The 22,644-nt window shown below is 39.7% G+C and carries 13 protein-coding genes; 3 read left to right on the top strand and 10 right to left on the bottom strand.

Translation table 11 applies throughout. The features are described 5' to 3' along the window. A complete protein-coding gene (locus ACXACJ_RS07190; protein WP_475133669.1) occupies positions 1-1,416 on the bottom strand; it encodes a glutamate synthase subunit beta in 1,416 nt (471 codons plus the stop codon). Further along, positions 1,416-5,894, bottom strand: a complete 4,479-nt coding sequence (gltB, locus tag ACXACJ_RS07185) for a glutamate synthase large subunit (RefSeq protein WP_475133668.1) — start codon at positions 5,892-5,894, stop codon at positions 1,416-1,418. The genes ACXACJ_RS07190 and gltB overlap by 1 nt, the downstream gene beginning before the upstream one ends. 206 nt (positions 5,895-6,100) lie before the next feature. Between gltB and ACXACJ_RS07180 the strand changes: the two genes are divergently transcribed. Together ACXACJ_RS07180 and ACXACJ_RS07175 are read left to right on the top strand one after the other, a co-directional pair. Then, entirely contained in the window at positions 6,101-7,636 is a 1,536-nt protein-coding gene (locus tag ACXACJ_RS07180) for a hypothetical protein (protein ID WP_475133666.1), read from the top strand. Then, positions 7,633-8,091: a DUF6265 family protein gene (locus tag ACXACJ_RS07175; RefSeq protein WP_475133665.1), complete on the top strand. Its 459-nt coding sequence runs from the start codon at positions 7,633-7,635 to the stop codon at positions 8,089-8,091. The genes ACXACJ_RS07180 and ACXACJ_RS07175 overlap by 4 nt, the downstream gene beginning before the upstream one ends. A 66-nt stretch (positions 8,092-8,157) precedes the next feature. Here ACXACJ_RS07175 and ACXACJ_RS07170 read toward each other — a convergent pair whose 3' ends face one another. Together ACXACJ_RS07170 and ACXACJ_RS07165 are read right to left on the bottom strand one after the other, a co-directional pair. Next, entirely contained in the window at positions 8,158-10,842 is a 2,685-nt protein-coding gene (locus ACXACJ_RS07170) for an ABC transporter permease (protein ID WP_475133664.1), read from the bottom strand. Next, on the bottom strand, positions 10,842-11,171 hold the full coding sequence (locus ACXACJ_RS07165) for a PadR family transcriptional regulator (protein WP_475133663.1): 330 nt from the start codon (positions 11,169-11,171) through the stop codon (positions 10,842-10,844). The genes ACXACJ_RS07170 and ACXACJ_RS07165 overlap by 1 nt, the downstream gene beginning before the upstream one ends. Positions 11,172-11,366: 195 nt before the next feature. On the opposite strand from ACXACJ_RS07165, the gene ACXACJ_RS07160 reads away from it, so the two are divergent. Next, on the top strand, positions 11,367-14,753 hold the full coding sequence (locus ACXACJ_RS07160) for a DEAD/DEAH box helicase (RefSeq protein WP_475133662.1): 3,387 nt from the start codon (positions 11,367-11,369) through the stop codon (positions 14,751-14,753). 130 nt (positions 14,754-14,883) lie between these two features. Here ACXACJ_RS07160 and ACXACJ_RS07155 read toward each other — a convergent pair whose 3' ends face one another. The 6 genes from ACXACJ_RS07155 to ACXACJ_RS07130 form a co-directional block, all read right to left on the bottom strand. After that, entirely contained in the window at positions 14,884-16,275 is a 1,392-nt protein-coding gene (locus ACXACJ_RS07155) for an alpha/beta hydrolase family protein (RefSeq protein ID WP_475133661.1), read from the bottom strand. Positions 16,276-16,381: 106 nt separating this feature from the next. Then, positions 16,382-16,966, bottom strand: coding sequence for a hypothetical protein (locus ACXACJ_RS07150; protein ID WP_475133660.1), 585 nt, complete (start codon positions 16,964-16,966; stop codon positions 16,382-16,384). Further along, positions 16,956-17,456 (bottom strand): RNA polymerase sigma factor, encoded by a 501-nt coding sequence (locus ACXACJ_RS07145; RefSeq protein WP_475133659.1) that lies wholly within the window; start codon positions 17,454-17,456, stop codon positions 16,956-16,958. The genes ACXACJ_RS07150 and ACXACJ_RS07145 overlap by 11 nt, the downstream gene beginning before the upstream one ends. A gap of 180 nt (positions 17,457-17,636) precedes the next feature. After that, on the bottom strand, positions 17,637-18,782 hold the full coding sequence (locus ACXACJ_RS07140) for an ABC transporter permease (protein ID WP_475133658.1): 1,146 nt from the start codon (positions 18,780-18,782) through the stop codon (positions 17,637-17,639). Positions 18,783-18,815: 33 nt separating this feature from the next. Further along, entirely contained in the window at positions 18,816-20,027 is a 1,212-nt protein-coding gene (locus tag ACXACJ_RS07135; protein ID WP_475133657.1) for an ABC transporter permease, read from the bottom strand. A gap of 16 nt (positions 20,028-20,043) precedes the next feature. After that, positions 20,044-22,425, bottom strand: coding sequence for an ABC transporter permease (locus ACXACJ_RS07130; RefSeq protein ID WP_475133656.1), 2,382 nt, complete (start codon positions 22,423-22,425; stop codon positions 20,044-20,046). Positions 22,426-22,644: the final 219 nt, after the last annotated feature.

Genomic DNA, 22,644 nt, shown 5'->3' with positions numbered 1-22,644 from the left:
TTAAATTTCAGCCAAATGTTGATCTACCATCTTTGCGGCCTTCCTTCCTTCGGCTATGGCCCAAACCACTAGCGACTGTCCTCTGCGGTTGTCTCCGGCAGCAAATACCTTTGGCGAACTGGTCTGGAAATCTTTGGTTTTGATATTTCCTCTGGCATCCAAATCCAATTTTAACTGCTCAACTAAGCCAGTTGGGTCGGTATATTGAAAACCAATGGCCAATAAAGCCATATCGCAAGGCAAAATACGTTCGGTGCCTTCTATCTTTTTAAACTTGAATTGTGCTTTATTTTCCCATTCAATTTCTACTACCTCTACTCCTTTTAATCGGCCTCGCTCGCCAATAAATCTTTCCGTAAGTAAAGCCCATTTACGATCTACACCTTCTTCATGCGAAGTTGAAGTTTGCAAAATCATTGGCCATTCCGGCCATGGATTATGGTCAGCCCTTGCCAATGGCGGCTTATCCATCAACTCAATTTGAATTACACTTTTCGCGCCTTGTCTATTTGACGTTCCAACACAGTCTGCTCCTGTATCTCCCCCGCCAATAACCAGTACATGTTTTCCATTGGCATTGTATTCATTGGGCAGCTCCCCTATTTCTCCGCTCACCAATTTGTTCTGTTGTGTCAGAAAATTCATCGCATAATCAACGCCCTTCAAATCTCTTCCTTCGATTGGTAAATCTCTTGGTACGGTTGAACCGGTACAAAGTACTACAGCATCGAATATCTCGTTCAGATCGTCTGCCGTTACATCTGAGCCCACATTAACTCCCGTTTCAAAAATCACCCCTGAAGCCTTCATTAAGTTTATCCTTCTTTCTACTACTTTTTTGGAAAGCTTAAAATCAGGGATTCCATAGCGAAGCAAACCACCAGGCTTTTGATCCTTTTCGAAAACAACCACTTCGTGTCCTTTTTTAACCAACTCGTCAGCTGCGGCCAAACCAGCAGGCCCCGAACCAATAACCGCTACGCGTTTGTTTGTTTTGGGCACTATTGGGTGTGGAGCTTCCCACCCTTCCTGAAAAGCGGTTTCAATAATTTCGCGTTCTATATGCTCAATATTTACGGCTTCATTGTTCAAACCTAAAACACAAGAAGCTTCGCAAGGTGCAGGGCAAATACGGCCCGTAAACTCAGGAAAGTTATTGGTAGACTTTAGAATATGGAATGCTTGTTTCCAGTTGTTTTGATATACAGCATCGTTAAAATCTGGTATTTTATTACCTAATGGGCAACCTTGATGGCAAAACGGAATGCCACAATCCATACACCTAGAAGCTTGCTCCTCATAGGTCGACTTGTTCCATGGCTCTACAAACTCATTGAAATCTGCTACTCTTTCCGTTGGTTTTTTATAGGTTTTAGATGCTCGATTATGTTTTAAAAATCCTTTAATATCGCCCATTACACTGTTACCCTTTCTAAATTTCTAGATTCCAAAACTCTTTTATATTCTGTTGGAATCACTTTTACAAAATTGTGTTTTTCGATCTGCCAGTTGCTGATCAAGTTGATACCCTTTACGCTGGAAGTTTGAGCAATATGCTGCTCTAAAGTGCTATAGAGGTAATTGAAGTCCTGATCAGACATATCGTCAAACTCAATCAATTCCAGATTACACTTATCTTTCAAGTCGAATCCTTTCGCATAAATGTAGGCCACTCCTCCGCTCATTCCTGCAGCAAAGTTTTTCCCTACTTCTCCCAACACTACTACTTTTCCACCTGTCATATACTCGCAACCGTGGTCTCCTAAGCCTTCCACCACAGCATGAGCACCAGAATTTCTTACTGCGAAGCGTTCCCCTGCAATTCCATTCACGAAGAGTTTTCCTGAAGTAGCTCCATAAAGTGCCACATTACCAATGATTACACTTTCGGCAGCAATTGTATTGCTATTGACAGGTTGGCAAACCGCGATTTTTCCGCCTGACAAGCCTTTTCCAACATAGTCGTTTGCCTCGCCATGTAATTCAAAAGAAACGCCATGTGCTAAGAATGCACCGAAGCTTTGGCCTGCAGCACCATTGAATTCGAATTGAAGAGAATCTTCTGGTAATCCCTGAGGACCATATTTTTTGGCAATTACTCCAGAAAGCATTGCTCCTGTTGTTCTATTTTGATTATTGATTTCCATTGAGAATTGGCTCTTTTGACCATGCTCAATAGTCACCTGACTCATATCGATTAGCTGACGATCCAATACATTTTCTAAATGATGATCTTGATCTTCAGTTTTACATAGTGGCTTTTTACGACCTTCAAATTCATTATAAAGAATCGGGCTCAAATCAATGCTACCAGCTCTTTCAGTAGCTTTTGATCGGTCGAAGGCAAGTAAATCTGTTCTGCCAACCAATTCATTTACAGTTCGAACACCCAATTCAGCCATGATTTCACGCAGTTCCATAGCCATGAAATTGAAGAAGTTGACAATGTCTTCAACTCTTCCTGTAAACATTCTTCTCAAGTCAGGATTCTGGGTTGCAATTCCTACTGGGCAAGTATTCAAATGGCATTTGCGCATCATTAAACAGCCTTCTACCACTAAAACTGCCGTGGCTACTCCCCATTCTTCTGCTCCCAAAATGGCTGCAATGGCCAAGTCTCTGGCCGTTCTGATTTGTCCATCCGTTTGCAAGCGAACCCTATTTCTCAGGTTGTTTTTAAGCAAAGTCTGATGAGCTTCAGCCAAACCAATTTCCCAAGGAATACCAGCGTGGTGAATAGAACTTAAAGGAGAAGCTCCTGTTCCTCCATCGTGACCCGAAATCAGAATAGCATCGGCATTGGCCTTTGCTACTCCAGCCGCGATGGTTCCTACGCCAGATTCCGCTACCAATTTCACATTGATATCGGCATCGGGATTGGTGTTTTTTAAATCGTAGATCAATTGAGCTAAATCCTCAATGGAGTAAATATCGTGGTGAGGCGGTGGAGAAATTAAAGTTACACCTGGCGTACTGTGGCGAATTCTTGCGATGTTTTCATCCACTTTTAAACCAGGCAACTGCCCTCCTTCTCCGGGTTTTGCACCTTGCGCCACTTTGATCTGAATTTCATCCGCATTCATCAAATAATGCGTAGTAACTCCAAATCGGCCAGATGCCACTTGCTTAATTGCCGAACGCGCTAAAAGACCATCAGGTCCAGCTGTATATCGCTCTGCATCTTCTCCTCCTTCTCCACTATTCGATTTTCCACCAATCAAATTCATGGCTTTGGCAATGGTTGTGTGAGCTTCTTCGGAAATTGAACCAAAGGACATCGCTCCCGTGCTAAAGCGTTTGGTGATGTTTTCAATCGGTTCTACTTCTTCCAAAGGAATGGCATTGCCGGGTTTGAAGTTGAACAAGCTGCGAAGGGTTATATTTTCGTTGGCTTGATTGTTAATTACTTCGGTGTATTTTTTGAAAAGCTCGAAATCACCACTTCTGGTAGATTTCTGTAAAAGATGAATCGTTTGGGGGTTGAAAAGGTGCTTTTCTCCTTCTACTCTCCATTGATAAATACCACCATCGGGCAATTGCTTGAACTCATCCTGCTCTAAAGCCAATTTGTGGTTGGCTAGCATTTCCTGTTCTAAAATATCAAAGCCCTTTCCAGAAATTCGGGTTGGTGTACCTGTAAAACAAGTATTGGTTACTTCTTCATCTAACCCAACAATTTCGAAAATCTGAGCACTTTCATAACTCTGCAAAGTGGAAATCCCCATTTTGGAAAGGATCTTTCTCAAGCCATAACCGATTCCATTTATGTAGCCATCAATCAATTCATGCTGCAACTCAGAATTATTAGCCTCTGGATTGGACTGAATGATAGATTGGAAGGCCAAATAAGGGCAAACCGCACTTGCGCCATAACCAATCAGTGTTGCAAAATGATGCGTTTCAACCACATCGCCAGCTTCTACAATAAGGCTCGCCTTTGCTCTTAATTTTGCCGCCAAAAGATGATTATGAACCGCACCGGTCACCAATAGTGATGGAATGGGCACAAAATCATCATAAGTAGTTTTATTGGTTAGAATAAGCAGGTTTACGCCCGATCTTACCAAAGCTTCAGCCTCGTTACAAATTCTTGCTAAGGCAGTTTTTAAATCTTCGAAATCAGACATATAAACCGTACGAATTACATCCGATTTGAAACCATAAGACTTAATGGTTTTGAGTTGAGAAAGTTCGCTTGGTTTTAAAACAGGCTGATCTAAATATATCTTTCGGGCGTGTCCTTCTTTCTTTGCTAGAGGATTTTGCTGAGCTCCTAAATACAAGCCGAGCGACATCACCGCTTTCTCACGAATAGGATCAATGGCAGGGTTACTCACTTGAGCAAAAGCCTGTTTAAAATAGTTTGAAATGTGTGGATTTCGCTTCGCGAAAATGGCCAAAGCACTGTCATTTCCCATGGAACCCACAGGTTCAGAAGCTTTTTTCGCCAAAGGATTCAGTATAAATTTCAAATCCTCTTTAGAATAACCAAAAGTTAGTTGAGACTGAAGCAATTCTTCCTGATTTACCTTTCCCCAACGATCTAAATTCGGTTCAAAAAAGTCTTTTCCTTTGATTAAATGTCTTTCGATCCATTCGCCATAAGGTCTTCTTTTGGCCAAACGAGGTTTAATTTCAGAGTCACGGTATAATTTCTTTCGATTCAAATCGATCAACAGCATTTTACCCGGCTCTAATTTTCCGCGGTAAATCACAGTTTCTGGCTCAAGAGGAAGAACGCCAGCTTCCGATGCGAATACCACGTAATTATCTTTGGTTACGCTATATCGCGTTGGGCGCAAACCGTTTCTATCGATACAAGCGCCAATTTTTCTACCATCGGTAAAACACAAGGCCGCTGGGCCATCCCAAGGTTCCATAAACGTAGCGTGGAACTGATAAAACGCTTTAATTTCTTCACTCAAAGAAGCGCTCATCCAAGCTGGCGGCACCAACATAGACATAACTTCTTCGATTCTGCGTCCGCCACGAACCAATAGTTCCACTGCGAAATCAAGATTGGCTGAATCAGAATATTTATGATTACAAACCGGCAGAAGTGCTTCAATTTCGGCTTTAGAATAGCCCGTGATTTCCAACAGTGCTTCTCTGGAAAGCATTTTATTGATATTGCCTTTAATCGTATTGATTTCGCCATTATGGGCAATAAAACGGAAGGGCTGAGCCAATTTCCATTCGGGAAAAGTATTGGTAGAATATCGTGAATGAGAAATAGCAAAAGATGATTTGAAAGCAGGATTGGTCAAATCGGGGTAATATTCCTCCAGCTGCCAGGTTCGCAATTCGCCTTTATATACAATGGTGTATGTTGAAAAAGAAGTGAAATAGAAATCTGGTGTTTCCACTTTTTGAGCCACTCTATTTTCAATCACTTTTCTGGCGACAAAAAGCTTTCTTTCTAGTTCGCTACGTAGCATTTGACTCCCCGTAACAAAAATCTGGAAAGCTTCTGGCTCATTGGCAAAAGCCACCAAACCCAAGCAGTCACTATTTACGGGCACTTTCCTAATCCACTTCAGGTGAAGACTAAGTTCTTCTAATGCTCCTTTAACAATTTCTAAGCAGGCTACTGAAGCTTTAGGCTCTTTGGGTAGAAACATCATTCCTACGCCATACCCACCTTTTTCACTCAAAAAAACACGCTCTTCTTTACCTTCTTGTCTAAAAAAATCCCAAGGAATTTGAGTCATTATGCCCGCGCCATCACCCGTTTCACCGTCAGCAGCTACGCCTCCCCTATGCTCCATATTCTTGAGCATTAACAATCCATCGGTTACGGTTTTGTGTGTTGCTCTGTCTTTGATATTGGCGATAAAACCAATTCCGCAGGCATCTTTCTCATACTCTTGTAGATATAGTCCTTTTTTCGTCATTCTTAATTCGTGATTTTTAAAACTTGTCCCCCTCATCGCGTGTACTTACCCTGAAAAAATAGCATCTTGGGACCACGACCAATGTTGAAAGTACTAACTCTCACTTCGGTTTCCATATGCTTTTTGGCCATTCATATGATGTTCAACGTGAATCAATAAAAGCACAATCAACTGATTTTCAATTATTTAAAAGGAATTTTTATAAGATGTCCAAAGGTTCTGGAGAACGCCTACTCTTTGATTTGATCCATTCATTGACAAAATCCGAAAAACGGAGTTTTAAGCTTTTTGCCAATCGTTCGGGAGACGCAAGTACAGCCAAGTACATTAAGCTTTTCGATATTATGGAGAAGCTCAAAGATTATGATGAAGAAGTGATTTTGAAGAAAATGAAGGGAATGAGCAAAACTCAGTTCTCCAACTTAAAATCGCATCTGTATGGACAAGTATTGGCCAGCCTTCGCGTGAATAGCTTGAAGCAGGATATTGATATTCATTTGCGTGAACAGCTCGATTATATTCGGGTTTTGTATAAAAAAGGACTTTATGAGCAGAGTCTCCGATTGTTGAACCGCGCCAAAAACATTACTGGAAATTATAGGAAAGACCTTTTTCAACTGGCTATTCTGGATTACGAGAAACAGATACGTTCTCAACAGGTTTTCGATCTGGAAGAGGATTATGTAGATCAGCTCGACAAGGAGTATCGCTTATCGATGAAAAGGTTCGATAATGTTCAGCAATTCTTCACCCTAGCCATTAAAATGAAAGCTCGATTTATTGAGCGAGGCATGGTGAAAAATGATAAGGAGATGAACAATCTGAAGGCGCTTTTCTATACCAGCCTGCCAGAATACGAAGAAGATAAATTGGCCTTCAACGAAAAATTCTATCTCTATAGAGCTTTTTACTGGTTCTCTTATCTTTCCTACGACTTTGAAGCTTGTGTTCTTTATGCCGAAAAATGGGTCTCCATTTTCCAAGAAACGGGATTGGATCAGAAACGAAGAGCTGGTTATTTAAAAGGCTTAAACCGATTACTTCAATCGACTTTCAGAATTAACAACCGCGAAAAGTTCAGAAAATACTATAACAGCTTTTTAGATTTTGAGCAGAAGCAATTGGCAAGTATGGCCAGTAACACCCAAATGTTGTTATTGAAATACAAGGCCATTCAAACCTTCAATCTCATATTTCTCACTGCTGAATTTGAAGAACATTTAGATACCGTAGATCAAATGCTCACCGAAATTGAGGCTAATGCTGACATTTTTGACAAGCACAACCGAACGGTAATTTATTATAAGGCCAGCGTGTATTTTTTCGCGCTTGAAGATTACGAGAAAGCTGAACATTACTGCAACATTCTGATACATGATGGCGACAAAATCAGAAGTGATTTAAAAGGTTTTGCACGCATCATCAGCTTGATTATGGAATATGAACAAGCCAATGAAAATCAATTGGAACGTAAACTTCAATCGGCTTATGGCTATTTAAAACAGCAAGAAAACTTAGGAGCTTTTCAGAAAACCATATTGGACTTTCTACAAAATTTAGGAGGCATTTATCCTCAGGAATTGAAGAAAGGTTTTAAAGGTTTAAAGGAAAAGCTGGAGCGCTTGGAAGAAGATCCATATGCACGCAAAACCCTTTTATACTTTGATATCATTAGCTGGTTAGACGCTAAAATTGAAGGTAAAACCTTTGCAGAAATTATTAGAAACAAAGTGAAACCATGAAATCTCTAAGCATTTTCATTCTTGGTTTCTTCATGATTTCGGCCTATGAAAAACCACCGCAAAACCATTCCTTGGAGCAATTTGAGTGGCTTTTAGGAACTTGGGAACGCACCAATACAAAAGTTGGTTCTTCCGCTTTTGAAATTTGGAAGAAGGAATCGGACAGCCTGTTTTCAGGCATCGGTTTTTCAATGAAAGGTCAGGATACAACTTTTAAAGAATTGCTTAAACTGGAAATTAAAGAGGGTCAAGCTTTCTATGTAGCTGATGTAAAGGAAAATGCAGAACCCACTTTTTTCAAAATCAAATCAATAGATTCTCAAGGCTTTAAGGCCGAAAATCCGGATCATGACTTTCCAAAAGTTATAGAATATAGATTAAATGAATCAGAACTGACTGCCGTAGTTTCGGATGGCGCTGATCAGAAGTTGAGGTTTGTCTTTAGAAAACCATAATATTTTGAAAATCAGTACTTAAACAAAAGCCAGAGACAGCATTCTGATCTCTGGCTTTTTTTATTTCTACTCAGCTCTAAGAGCCCGAACTGGATTGATGCGAGAAGCACGAATGGCATGATATCCAATTACCAGAATCATCAGCAAAAATGCCAAAGCTCCGCTCAAAATAAATACCACAACTCCAATCTGAATCCGGTAGGCAAAGTCGCTGAGCCATTGATTCATAATATACCAAGTGGCAGGGATGGAAATGAAAAATGCCACTATCAGTTGCAAACTAAATTGCTTCAATAGAATATTCATAATAGTGACAGGCGAAGCGCCAAGCACTTTTCTAATTCCTATCTCCTTCACTTTTGTATTCACCATCAAAATAGTTAAACCAAGCAAACCAAAAGAAGCGATCAGAATACTGATTACGGTAGCTATCCCTGCAATTTTGTTTACCCTTGCTTCATTTTCGTATTGATGTCTAAGCTTTTCATCCACAAATTCATATACCAATTCTTCATTCTTAAAGGTTTTCGCCCAAGCTGTTTCTAGAGCAGTTTGAACATCTAAAAGGTTTTCTCCAGAATAGTTAAAGAATATCTTGGGAATTGGGTTACTACTAATGGTAATGTCTGAAATTCCTTTAAAAATCATTTCACCGTTTTGGGTGATAACCAAAGGCTCAACCTTCGTGTGCAACGATTGAAAATTGAAGTCTTCCGTTACGCCAATAATCCTGTGGTTGCTGAATTCAGAACCGGGCAATTTTTTACCAATCGGATCTTCTAAGCCAAAATAATCGGCTGCCGCTTGATTGATAATGATAGATTCGCGTTCGTCTAAATCCAATTCAGGATTAAAATCTCTTCCTTCTTTAATTTTGATATCAAAACCCGAAATGTAATAAGGGTCGGTAATCAATAAGTAAAACTGCCTGAACTGATCTTGATTGTCTGTAAAACCCGCATGCGTCCAGCCTGAGCTTCCGAAAATATGAGTTCCTGCGCCAATATGAGAAATTTGAGGATTCTGCTCCAGCTCAGCTTTCAACAATTTGGCATTTTCAAACCCTGAGTTGATCTGATCAAAAACCCTTCGTTCCGAAGAGCTTGGATATAGATTGACAGATACCATTGCATTTTGCTCATATCCCAAATCTTTCGACTGCAAAAAACCGAGCTGCTGTCTCATAATTAGCGTTCCAGAAATCAAGAAAATGGTGAGCAAAAGTTGAAAAACTACTAGTGATTTTCTTAACCAATTTGCTCCTGAAGCACTTTGCCCCCCTCCTCTCAATACAGCAGTTAATTTAAGTTTAGAAAGCACGAAGGCAGGATAAATGCCAGTAGCAAACCCAACGGTTAAAGCTATCGCTAAATAAAGTAAAACACTGCTAGAATTAAACGGGAGTACAAGTTCAGTGCTGGCTAAGTCGTTAAACGTTGGCAAAGCTAAATTTGCTAAAACCACACCTATGATGGTAGCAAAAAGTGCAATCAAGATACTTTCAGAAAGATATTGCCAAACCAAACCCGATTTCTGTGCTCCCACAACTTTACGAACGCCAACTTCTTTCGCTCTTTTAATAGATTGCCCGGTTGAAAGGGTTGTATAGTTGATACAAGCAATTACTAAAACCAATAAGCCTATGGTTCCCAATACATAAATGTATTTTGGGTTGCCCACAGGAACCTCCCCTGTTGGGAATTCTGGATTTAAATGAATATCCGTTAAGGGTTGCAAACCGAGTTCGAAAGTACCTTCTTCCAGTTCATCGCCTAAAACCGTTTCAATCATCTGGGGCAGTTTGGCTTCAACTTGCTGTGCGGCAGTGCCTTCTTTTAACAGCACATAGGTTTCGGGTGAAATATTGAACCAATTATTGAGCGCTCCTTTGGAGTAAAACAGCTCTTTATTTTCGTTGGAAATCACCATATCCAACTGAAAACCAGAATTGAGCGGTGGATTTTGAATAACAGCTGAAACGGTATAATTCCTTTTTTCTTCACCAATTTGAAGCACCAAGGTTTTACCTATAGCTTCTTGTTCTCCGAAATACTTGGTGGCGTAGCGTTCACTTAAAACAATCGAATTTCTGTCTTCCAACGGATTTTGCTGCCTTCCTCTAACCACAGGAAAACTGAAAACATTAAAGAAATCGGGACTGGTAAAAATCACCACTTCATTCAATCGATTTTCACCTTCACCCACCAAATACTGAGCTCGATCAAACTGAACAGCTGATTCAACTTCCGGCATATTGGCTTTAAGCGCTGGAGCTAAAGGCAAAGCCGATTCGGTGTAGAAGAAAGTTTGACCATGACCATAGTCTTCTCGAGCCCAAACCCTATAAATTCTATCGCCTTTTTCATGAAAAGCATCGTATGTCAATTCTTGCTGAACATACAATGAGATGAGAATAAAGCACGCCAAACCAATGGCGATACTTCCAATGTTTAAAATGGTGTTGGTTTTCTGCTTCCAGAGCACTCTGGCAGCAATTTTAAAATTGTTGCGTGTCATACTAATGATATTTGAGTTTAACCTTTGTGTTGTTTTAATATTCGACCATTTGAAAAACCGCAGCACATCCCAGATGAAAAGGAGACGCGCTTTTTGATATCCATTGGCATCGCACCTTACTTCGAAAAGCTCGTACAAGTCACCTTCAATTTCTTCGAGAAACTGAGGCTTGCAGTAGAACTTTAAAAAGCGCTGTGCCCAACTTGGTGGATTTATATTGACCTTATTATCCATCAATTGCCAAAAGATATGTCTGGTATTCTATCGTAAAGCTTCAACCTGAGTGATTGCGCTTCGTCCAAAGCTTTTTTACCGTATTGTGTAAGTTCGAAAATGCGCTTTCTCCGGCCTCCCCTTTCATTGGTTGCTCCACCCATATAGGATTTCACAAAACCCTTTTCTTCCAATCTTCTTAATGCTGAATGAATCGCACTGATATTCACTGTTCGGCTCGTCTCCTTTTTAATTTCATCCATAATGCCAACTCCGTAAGCTTCAGGATAAAGCGCGCCTGTGGTCAGTAATACCAGTTCTTCAAACTCACCTAAATATGTTCCTTTCATAGTATAAGGATTATTAGTTACACAAATATAAAAGAAATATTTCTTTCACTTATGTACAAGTAATAAAATTAACAATCTGAAGAAATTTGAACCGTTGAAATGTCCTTTTGATTCTCGCGCTAATTGATTTAGAATTGTAGTGATAATGGATTTCAATACTTAAGTTGCGGGTCCAAGTATTTTCTGCACCTGTTCATGACACAACCTTCGGATAATTCACTTTCTGAAACCTATAATCACCGATTTGCCTTTGCGCCAAATGGGCTTGAAAGTGCTAAATCCTATCTCAACCTTCATTTTTTGGGTTTTATTCATGATCATACAGGCGAGATTCTACGCGTGCATCCTGAGGCTATCGATATAGATTTGGCTTCTTTTCAAATCCATGATCAAGGTTCACTTCATCAGGTTACTGTGGTTCAAAACCAGCATAGAATCGAGCTATTTTGCGACTGTGACTCCACGAGTTCGCGGTTATGTGTTCACGAAGCCAAAGCATTAGCTGCCATTTTCAGAAATGAAGATTTCCTGATCTTCTTTGATGCTAAACTTAGATTTAATCAACTGAAACAAACCGCCAAACTCTACGGATTAGAAAATGAAACCGATTTGGATTCCTATTTCCAGGTTCGTTATTCTCAGTTTCAGTTGTCTATTCTACCGGTAGAAAAAGGTTTGATTCCTCTTTCGAAAGAAAGCCTCCAAGCCATGGAACAAAAAGTGGTTCCAGAATCGGATTCGCCATCAGAATTGAACAAGCCTAATCCCGAAGATTGTTTCATTCTGATAAAGCAGCACAAATATTATAAGCACCTTCAACTTGAAATTTGCCTTTCGCCTAGAACGAAAGAAGGGAAAATCAAAAATCCTGTAAATGCTCTGAACATTCAGGATTTTATATGGAACCTTACCAATCCCGATGAACTGAAATTTATGGTGGCTGTGGACCGTTTTAGAAGTAAGGCAGAAGCAGATATTGCAGAAGCGGATTTGATTGCTTTAAAAGCCTTGGTCAAGAACCCTTTAAGTTACCCATTTTTTGTTCATGACGCTGAAATTTCAGAGAACTTAGTAGCCAATGCCATTTCAGAAATTCATTTGGGTGAAACCCATTGTGAATTCGCACTACATGTAAATCAGGGAAAAGGCGTATATGAGTTATCGCTTCAAATTAAAATTGATAACAAACAATATGAGTTTAAAGATTTTGAAGTAAAGTACGCCTACTTTCTAAAAATGGGCAATCAACTGTTTTTGATAGACAGTTTGCCTGTGCTGAAGCTCATTCATATTCTGAAAGAAAAAGCAAGTAACCTGATTGTTCACGCTTCCAAATTCAAAACTTTTAAAGCAGAGTTTCTGGATAAAATCGATGAGAAAATCAAAGTAGAATATCAGCACATTCCCGTAGCCAACACCAAACAATTGACACGCTATGGCTTTGTTGATGACTTGGAACAGTTGGTTTATCTTTCTGATTTTGGCCGATATGTGATGATCATCCCCGTGATGCGGTACAGCGATGTTGAGGTTTCAATTCGCTCACATCGGCAGGTTTATGGTGTAGACGACCGTGGAAAGCAATTTTTGGTGAAACGGGATACAGAAAGAGAAATCGCATTTCTTTCCACTTTGGTGAAGCAACACCCTGAATTTAGAGAACAACTGGAAAATCCGCTTCAATATTTGTATCTCCATAAACGCGATTTTTTAGATGAGAATTGGTTTCTGAACGCCTTTGAAGCTTGGCGTGAAAGCGGCATTACCATTTTAGGTTTCAATCAACTAAAGAATAATAAGATCAACCCTTTCAAAGGCAAAATTGACATCAAGGTATTGAGCGGCCAAAATTGGTTTAATGTAGATGTGAACGTTAGCTATGGCAAAAAACACGCTTCTATTAAAAAAGTACATGTAGCGGTAAAAAATAAGAGCAAGTATGTTCAGCTAGACGATGGCACTTATGGCATTTTACCAGAAGAATGGATTGAGAAATTCGCGGAGTATTTTCAAGAAGGTGAAATTTTTGACGATGAAAACCTGATCATTCCAAAAGTTAATTTCACTGCGATAGACCGTCTTTTTGAAGCCCAAATGCTGGATGAGCCTGCTTTTGAAGAAGTTCAGCTTTATCGCTCCAAAATGGAAAATTTCAGTTCAATTGAAAATATCGATGTACCCGCTGAACTAAAAGGAGAACTCAGACCCTACCAACGCGAAGGGCTGAATTGGCTTAATTTTCTGGACAACTTCAACTTTGGCGGCTGTTTAGCTGATGATATGGGTTTGGGAAAGTCCATTCAGATTATTGCTTTCATGCTTTTACAAAGCCAAAAAGTAGAGCAAAACACTAACCTTTTGGTTGTCCCAACCACTCTTATTTTCAATTGGAAAGCGGAAATCAAAAAGTTTGCGCCTAACCTAAAAGTGCTGACTTTACAAGGGCCAGACCGAACAAAAGATTCTGACGAATTCAGCAAAAATGAAGTGGTTTTGATCTCGTACAATACGCTCATTACCGATATAAACTATTTAAAGAAATTCACTTTCAACTATATCTTTTTAGATGAATCTCAGCAGATTAAAAATCCAGAATCTCAACGATACAAAGCGGCTAGACTGTTGAAAGCCAGAAATAGAATTGCGATTACAGGAACGCCTGTTGAAAACAACACCTTCGATTTATACAGCCAATTTTCATTTGCTTGCCCTGGTCTTTTGGGGAGCAAGCAGCGGTTCAAATTCTTGTATTCTGTTCCTATTGATAAGTTCAAAAGCAGTAATAATGCGCGGGATTTGCAGCAAAAAGTTTCACCTTTTCTACTTAGAAGAACCAAGCAACAGGTAGCTCAAGAATTGCCCGAAAAGACAGAACAGGTGCTTTATTGCGAAATGGGCAAAGAGCAGCGAAAAGTTTATGATGCTTATGAAAAGGAATTCAGAGAGTACATTTCTGCCACAGCTGATGAAGAAATAGAAAAGCATCCTATGAATGCGCTGAAAGGGTTAACCAAATTGAGGCAAATTTGTAATTCGGCCAAACTGCTCAAAGCTGAAGATCTTTCAACCGAAGAAACTTCATCTAAAATTCAATCCCTTTTAGAACAGATAGAAACCAATGCTGAACATCATAAAATGCTTGTTTTCTCTCAATTCGTAAGCATGCTCGATCTGATTCAAACTGAATTAAATCAGCGTAATATTAAATATGTTGTGCTTACGGGCAGCACCAAAAACCGTGAAGAAGTAGTTGCTCGTTTCCAAAACGACCCCGAAATCAAGGTATTTCTGATCAGTTTGAAAGCCGGTGGAACAGGGCTTAATTTAACTGAAGCAGATTATGTTTATCTGGTTGACCCATGGTGGAATCCAGCGGTAGAAAATCAGGCGATTGACCGCGCACATCGTATTGGTCAACAGAAGAATGTAACCGCCATCCGTATGATTTGCCCAAATACTGTTGAAGAAAAAATCATGCAGTTACAAAGCCACAAGAAGGATTTGGTTGACAAATTGATTATCGATGAACCTACTTTTTTGTCGAGCTTTACAAAAGTTGAGCTTCTAAAATTGTTGAATTGAAATAAAAGACCGTCTCAAAAAAGTGGAATTGCTCGTATAAACCTCGATTCGTTTATTGCTAACTCGAAAAGCTTTTAAGGTGAAATCATTGCCGATCACTATGCAGCATTTTGAGACGACCTCTAACTATCTATTTCACACGCTTTAAAATCCAGTTAGAAATATCTTCTAAAACCACTGGGGAAAGCGTTTGATCAATCTTTGAATATTCATTCATTTGACCTGTTTTACTTTCTTGGAACATGTGATTTAATCCTGGATAAGTCTTAATGGTAAAATCCTCATTGCCTGCCTGTTCCAAGGCTTTGCGTATTCCATTTTGATTAGGCTCAGCTTCTACTTGAACATCGTTTGTGCCATTTAATGACAGTACAGGGATTTTCAATTTCGCATATTCATCGGCTGGGTTGTAGTTATAGAAATAGCGAATCCAAAGCGTGGTGCGGGCAGTGACCAAATCCGAAACAACCTTTTCGCGGCTCGCCTCAGGAACCATGGTTTGAATAAAATCAGAGTTCAGGTAAAACTCCTTTAGTTCCCTTCTCACTTCTTCGATTTCCCCGTCTTTTCTGGCAATTTCAATGGCTTCGCGAACATATTTTTCATAAGCAGCTTCATCAGCTACAGGAAAACCGCGCATTGTAATTCCTTGTCTGGTAGAAAGCTCAGCACCAGAAATACCTGTTCCGGCCATAGAAACTACGAATGCTACATCATGCGTTTCATTGGCTACTTTAGGTGCAATAATTCCACCTTCACTATGGCCAATAATTCCAATGTGCTTTGCATCGATTTCTTTTCTACCTTTCAAATACGCAATTGCATTTTCAGCATCCTCGGCAAAATCTGCTGTAGTAGCTTCTGTGAAATTCCCTGAAGAACCGTTCACTCCCCTATCATCGTAACGCAAAACTGCAATGCCTTTTCGGGTAAGGTAATCGGCTAAAACCAAAAATGATTTATGGCCGAAAATTTCTTGGTCTCTGTTTTGAGGACCGCTACCTGTGATTAAGAGTACTGCGGGAAATCTACCTTCTCCCTGAGGTAAAGTAAGTGTTCCCGCTAAAGTGACTTTTGCCTTTTCATTTCTAAAAGAAACTTCTTCTACACGGTAAGGAAATGGAGCTTCTGGTTCTTGAGGTCGCTTTTTTCTTGGTGCCACCTCAATTTCCTCATTCCTTAAGGATAAAGGAACCGAATTCACATTTTCAAAGAAATGACCTTTAAACTCACCCGTTTCTGAATTTAGAATGCCTTTGTACTCAAATCCAAAAGTGGTGCCGTCAATGTGTAAACTATCGTTTTTGAAACTTGTAGACTTTGTTTTAACACCTTTTACTCCCTGCGTTGGAATGTCCATTGTGCTAGAATAGAACGTTCCTTCCTTCTGGATATGGAAGATGAAAACCATCTCACTTTCTCCCAATTGAACCTTTCCACTCCAATCGCCTTCGATATTCTGTGCTTTTAAACTCAGGCTCAAACTTATACTGAGCATGATGATGCATATTATTCTTCCCATAATTGTGTTGTTTTGATTTTATAATTCGGGCATAGCTTCGCCAGCATGGCCAAAAGCAGCCTTGATTTTAATTGATAAATAAGATTTTGAAATTGACTAGAGCGCTTTAGTCGATATCGAGTTCGTTAACAAGCTTTTCTCTCATTCTCACTAACTGATTCTTTTTGCCCATATGAACCTTGCGGTGTTCCCAACGGGAAAGGAAAAGGCCCAAAACGAAAAACGCGGTTACTAGTATGAGCGAAGTTCCGAATCCATTTCGCTCGTATATTGTGTAGATGGAAAATCCAGCCACAAATATGTAATACCCCAACATTGACTTTGAAAGCTTAACTCTGTAGTTAATGTTCTCGATGGCGTTGTCCAAATCTCCTAAAATAGATAAATCCGTTTGCCGATCGTTTTTAATACGCTTGATACGTAACCCAAGAATATAGAAGCCAACCAGAACCATTGCCATTCCAAAAGCCATCCCAAGATAGTTTTGGCTATTTTTCATGTAATGAGTAATTATAACGAAGCTTCCTGAAGCCATATTTACCACGATGAGCAAAAGCTCAATCCAATTTGTGGTACGCTTGGTGCCCTGCTTTTTAGCCATAATTCTTCGATGTAAGCCCTCATGATCAATCGCATAAAGCGTTTGATTATTCTGAGCATCCCATATTTTTTTCATCTCTTCAAACTCCATGTTTTTCAGATTTTTTGATCAAATGTTTTTTGATACGGTTAATTTTTACGCCCACATTACTTTCTGAAATCCCCATCATTTGGGCCATTTCTTTATAACTGAAACCATCGAGCAACAGTAGCGTAAGCGAGCGATCTACCGCATTGAGTTGGGCAATTTGTTCGTAGAGCCACGATAATCTCGGATCTGGATGATCCATTTCCTTCAATAAACCGTGATCTTCCACCATAGGCTCATGGGTATCGTGGTACCGTCCCACCCTTGTTGTCCATTTGATGGCTACATTGAGCGCAATCCGATAAAGCCAAGTACTTACTGCAGATTGTTCTTTGAAATTGGGCACCGACCTCCAAATCTGGATGGTTATTTCCTGAAAAAGGTCTTCTCTATCTTCCGCAGTAAAGGCGTAAGCCCTTATTACTTTAAAGAGAAGCCCTTTATGAAGGCTTAGCCAATGATCGAATATTTGATTGCGTTCGTGTTCTGTCATTTTGCTTTCACTCACTTATACTAGTACCTGCAAAGCGGTGAATTCTTACATGAGGAAGAAAAAAAGTGAAAAATATGAAAAATGAATTAATCCAAAGCATGAGCAAGCCCTGAATTCGGGCAATAAAAAAGGCTCAAGAATAATCCTGAGCCCTTCAAGGTTAAGTAATCAAAACAGCAACTATTCGCTTCTCAATGATTTTATTGGATTGCTGTTGGCCGCTTTCATGGTTCTGTAACTCACCGTAAGAATGGAAATGATGAGTGTACCCACGCCTGCCAAAAGAAATACGCCAATGCCAATGCTTACGCGATATTTGAAATTTTCTAACCAATTGCTCATAATGAAATATGCCACAGGAGCCGCCACCAGAAAAGCCAGTAAAACTTGCTTTGTAAATGAGCTGGAAAGCAGGTAGAAAATCGTCCATTCGCTGGCACCCAATACTTTTCTGATGCCTAATTCTTTTACTCTTTTTTGAACAGTGAAAGAAGCCAAACCAAATAAGCCCAAACAAGCAATGAAAATGCTGAGGCCCGCTCCCGCTTTGAAAATATCCATAGCGCGTGATTCAGTTTGGTAGAATAAATCGAGCTGCTTATCTAGAAAATGGTATTCCATGGCGGTTCTCTGATCGAACTGCTCGTGAACTTTCATGGCGCTTGCGATTACATCATCAGCATTGCCAGAGAACTTCAAAGTGAAGTAGTCAATCACAGAAGCCTGATTGTTCCAAGCTCCAATGATGATCGGCTCAATTTCCTCATGCAATGATTTAAAGTTGAAGTCTTTAAATACGCCAATCACGGTATAATTCCCGGCTCCATCTCCATTAAACTGAATTGTGCTGCCTATTGGATTTTCAAGCCCTAAGGTTCTTACTGCGGTTTCGTTCAGCAAAATTTTAGTACTATCGGACTGGTCATTTCCTGAGAAATATTCACCATCCACCAATTCAAAGTCATAAGCTTTCACCATGTTTTCATCAAAGCTCATGTAGAAAACCTTAGTAGAATCGCTCGACCCCATTTTACTTACGGTAAAATCATCAATGCCTTTCCAATCGCCAGGCACTTTTGAAGAAACTCCTGTAACCTGAACACCTGGGATTTTTTCGAATTCAGAACGCATGGTTTTAAACACCGGACGAACCGCACCATTGTTGATGTCAATCACCAGAAGATTATCTTCATTGAAACCAAGGTTTTTACTTTGAACGAAGTTCATTTGTTGGGTTACCACAATCGTACAAATCACCATAACTATGGAAAGGAAGAACTGAAAAACGACCAACATCTTTCTTAAGTTAACCGAACCACCAGCCATTTTTTCGCCTTTGAGAACATCCGTTGGCTTAAATCAAGTCATGAAAACTGCAGGGTAAATTCCAGATAAAATTCCCACAGCACCGGTTGTAATCAGCAATAATGGAAGATGTTGATTCAAGTTGCTCCAGCTAAATTCAAAAGTCTTTCCTGTTAAATCATTGAACAAAGGCATAATCAAATCGATTAACCCAATGCTAATCACCAAAGCGATAAGGGCAATCATGAATGATTCCACCAAAAACTGAAAAACCAATTGTTGCTTCACCGCACCAACTACTTTTCTAACACCAATTTCTTTTGCCCTGAAAACTGATTTTGAAGTAGCCAAATTCATGTAGTTCACGGCAGCAATAACCAAAAGGAAAATGGCAATAAATGTAAAAATGGTGCTGTAACTTTTATCTCCTCGATTATCATCCACAGCATATTCAACTCCTTTTGAACCAAAGTGAATATCGGCCAAAGACTGCAGTTTAAAGTTCACCAAATCCTTCATTTGAGGCCCCATTCTTTCATCTGAAATAGAATTCAGTTTCGATTCAACCGCCTTTAAATCTGCATTAGGAGACATCAGTAAATAAGAACTGCCGCCAAAGCTATTCCATGAAGTCTGTTTGTTTTGCCAACCACGGTTCGTAAGGTTAATTGTAATCAGTACATCAAATTGAAGATGTGAGTTCTCTGGAACATCTTCAGCAATACCCGTAATTTGAAATTCTCCCGCAAAGGGAGCTTTAACGATTGTACCAATTACGTCTGTTGTGCCGAAAAGCTTAATGGCTTCAGATTCGGTTATGACCATTGAATTGGGCTGAGCCAAAACTTGTGAACGCTCTCCCCTAAGCAATTCGAAACTGAAAATCTTGAAGAAATTATTATCGACTATATAATAGCCTCTTTCCGAAAAGCGTCTTCCTTCAATGTTTAAATCCAAATGCCCACCAACCTGTTGAAGCGTGGTGTAGTTTTCAACTTCAGGCAGTTCTTCAGCCATCGATTTGGCTTGAATTACAGGATTAGCACCAAAGAATCTATCTCCTTCACTTTCTTTTTGAACGGTAAGAATTCGCGCAATCCTGTCTGAATCTGCGTGAAACTTATCGAAGCTATTTTCATCATTTACATAAGTAAAAAGTAGTGTAGCCCCAGTGATACCAATAGCCAGACCAAGGATATTGATAAGAGCATAGCCTTTGCTTCTCCAAAGGGTTCTAATTGCGATTTTAAAGTAGTTTTTGAACATAGTATTGTTGTTTTGATTATTCTGATCTTAATGAATTGATTGGGCTCGCTTTTGCAGCTTTTATAGCCTGAAAACAAACGGTGATTAGCACTATCAAAAGTGCGAGGCTCACTGCCAATAAAAAAGGTAAAACTCCTATTGAGATTCGATATGCGAAGTCTGAGAGCCACTTTTGTCCCGCTACAATAGCCAAAGGAATCGCCACGAATAATGAAACGGCAAGCACCATCAAGAATTCCTTCAATACAATAAACCCGATGTTGGATTGTGATGCACCAAGCACCTTTCTAATCCCTATTTCTTTCACTTTTCTTTCGATTACAAAGGTCACCATTCCGAAAAGCCCTAGAGCCGTAAGCACAATACTTATTACTGAAAAGAAGCTTGTCGCCTTTACCATTCTGTTTTCGTTTTGATAGAATCTGGCAAAATCGTCATTCACAAAACTGTACTCGAATGATGTTTCTGGCTCAAATTCATTCCATTTACTCTCAAGGTAAGCCAATGTCTGCTCAATGTTTTCTGCCTTCAATTGCACAGACATATTCCAGAAATTCCTAACTCCAATTCTAAAAGCAACAGGATTGATTTTCTGGTGAAGCTTTTGAAAATGAAAGTCTTTTACCACACCGATAATCCGCATGCCCGGATACTTATTACTGTACAAAGCCACTTCATCTTTCAAAGGATTTTCCAGCCCCAGCTGATTGACAAAAGCTTCATTGACAATCAATGCACTGGAATCCGAAGCGGTGTTTATATCAAAATCGCGACCTTCTAAAATTTGTAAATCGTAGGTTTTGATAAAGTCGAAATCAACACCAAAAATCGTGGTGACCGCACTTAAATCTGGATTGGCTTTTGAAAGCATCGGCCCAGAATTATTCGTTCCTCCAGAACCCAACACATCTGTACTGACCGATGATGATACGATACTAGGGTATTGATTGATTTCCTGCTGAAATGCTCGGTAATTCTTCCTCAAGTTTTTGGTTTGAATATCGAAAGTGATGACTTGATCCTTATTGAAACCCAAATCCTTATGGTGCATAAAGTTATTTTGTCTGTAAGCAATCGCAGTTACAGCCACCAGAAATACAGAAATCACAAACTGAATCAGCATTAAGGTTTTTCGTGCTCTTCCTCCTTTAAGCGATTCTCTGGCTGAAGACTTTAAAGCTTTTGATGGCTGAAAAGATGACAGCACAATAGCAGGATAAAGCCCTGAAAAAAGAGCGGTGAACAAAGCGATAAGCGCTAAGAAAGGAATAAGTCCTTCTTCAAAAAGCGTTGTTATCTCAAAATCCTTACCTGTAAGTTGATTGAAAGAAGGTAAACTTAAATCGATTACCAAAACGGCAAGAACAGCAGACACAAAAGTGATGAGAAAAGCTTCTCCCAAAAATTGGCGAATCAATTGGCTTCTTTGAGCGCCCAAAACCTTCCGTACGCCAACTTCGAGCGAACGCCTTGCTCCTTTGGCTGTTTGAAGATTTACATAATTGATGCAAGCGACCAACAAGATGACAATGGCAATGAAGAAAAGTGTTTTGGTGGAATTGGCATTGCCAGAACGAAAAGACATAAACTGAATATCGCTAGTACCCAAATACATATCGGAAATGGGTACGAAACCATAACTGAATTCTCCATCGTAATCTGGTTCTTCCTTTAGTTTCTCGTTTTTAAGCGTTTCAATTTGATTGATGTCTGCCCCATTTTCAGTTTTCACATAGGTATAAACCGAATACTGATAGCCTTTCGATAATTGAGTACCATCGGAAAGGCGCATTTTCCATGGAATAATCGCTTCAAATTGAATGTGTGAAGTTTTAATGTCTTGAGCAATTCCTCTTACGATCAGATCTGTTGAAAAGGAAGAACCTGCCATGGTCAGCGTTTTGCCCATCGCGTCTTCGTCTCCAAAAAGGGCTTTTGCAGTCTTTTCAGTAATCACTACCGCAGAAGGATCTGAAAGCACAGTTTCGGCATTCCCTTCGACCAAAGGAAAACCGTAGAAACTGAAAAAATTCTCTGTGGCGAAAAGATAATCCAAATTGATCTTCTTCTCGGTTTGACCTTCGGGCACGAAATCGGCAGCTGAATTTCTGATCATTGCTGCTTCTTTTACTCCTGAATAATTAGCCGCTAAATCCTGAAAATCGCTCTCAATAGAAAGCCCTACTTTTCTTTCATTAGCCCCGGTTTGCTTTCCATATAAGAAGTAAATATTCTCTCTGTCAGGCATAAACTGATCGAATGAATATTCATACTTAACATAAATAAGCAGAAGCAAACTACACGAAATCCCCAAGGTTAAGCCAATCAGATTGGTAGCTGTAACCACCTTATTCTTGGTGAGATTTCGGATAGCGAGTTTAAAATAATTCTTGAGCATGGCTTAAAGAATTTAGTTGTGTTGTTTTGAGTTGTCCACCTGTGTGCCATTCCAATACCAACTTATAAAATCCCTGATTGGAAGCGATTAACACGGTTTTAAGCAAAACATAAAATTAGTTTTTGTCCAGCCGTAAAACATCAATGCCCAAAAATGGGCACTTTTCAATAACTTCGACTAGCCTTGTTGGCGAGAAATCCGCATTTTTCGACTTGGCAC

The organism is Roseivirga sp. AWQ4_251 (assembly GCF_056158225.1).
This window is presented reverse-complemented; position numbering and strand designations above follow the sequence as displayed.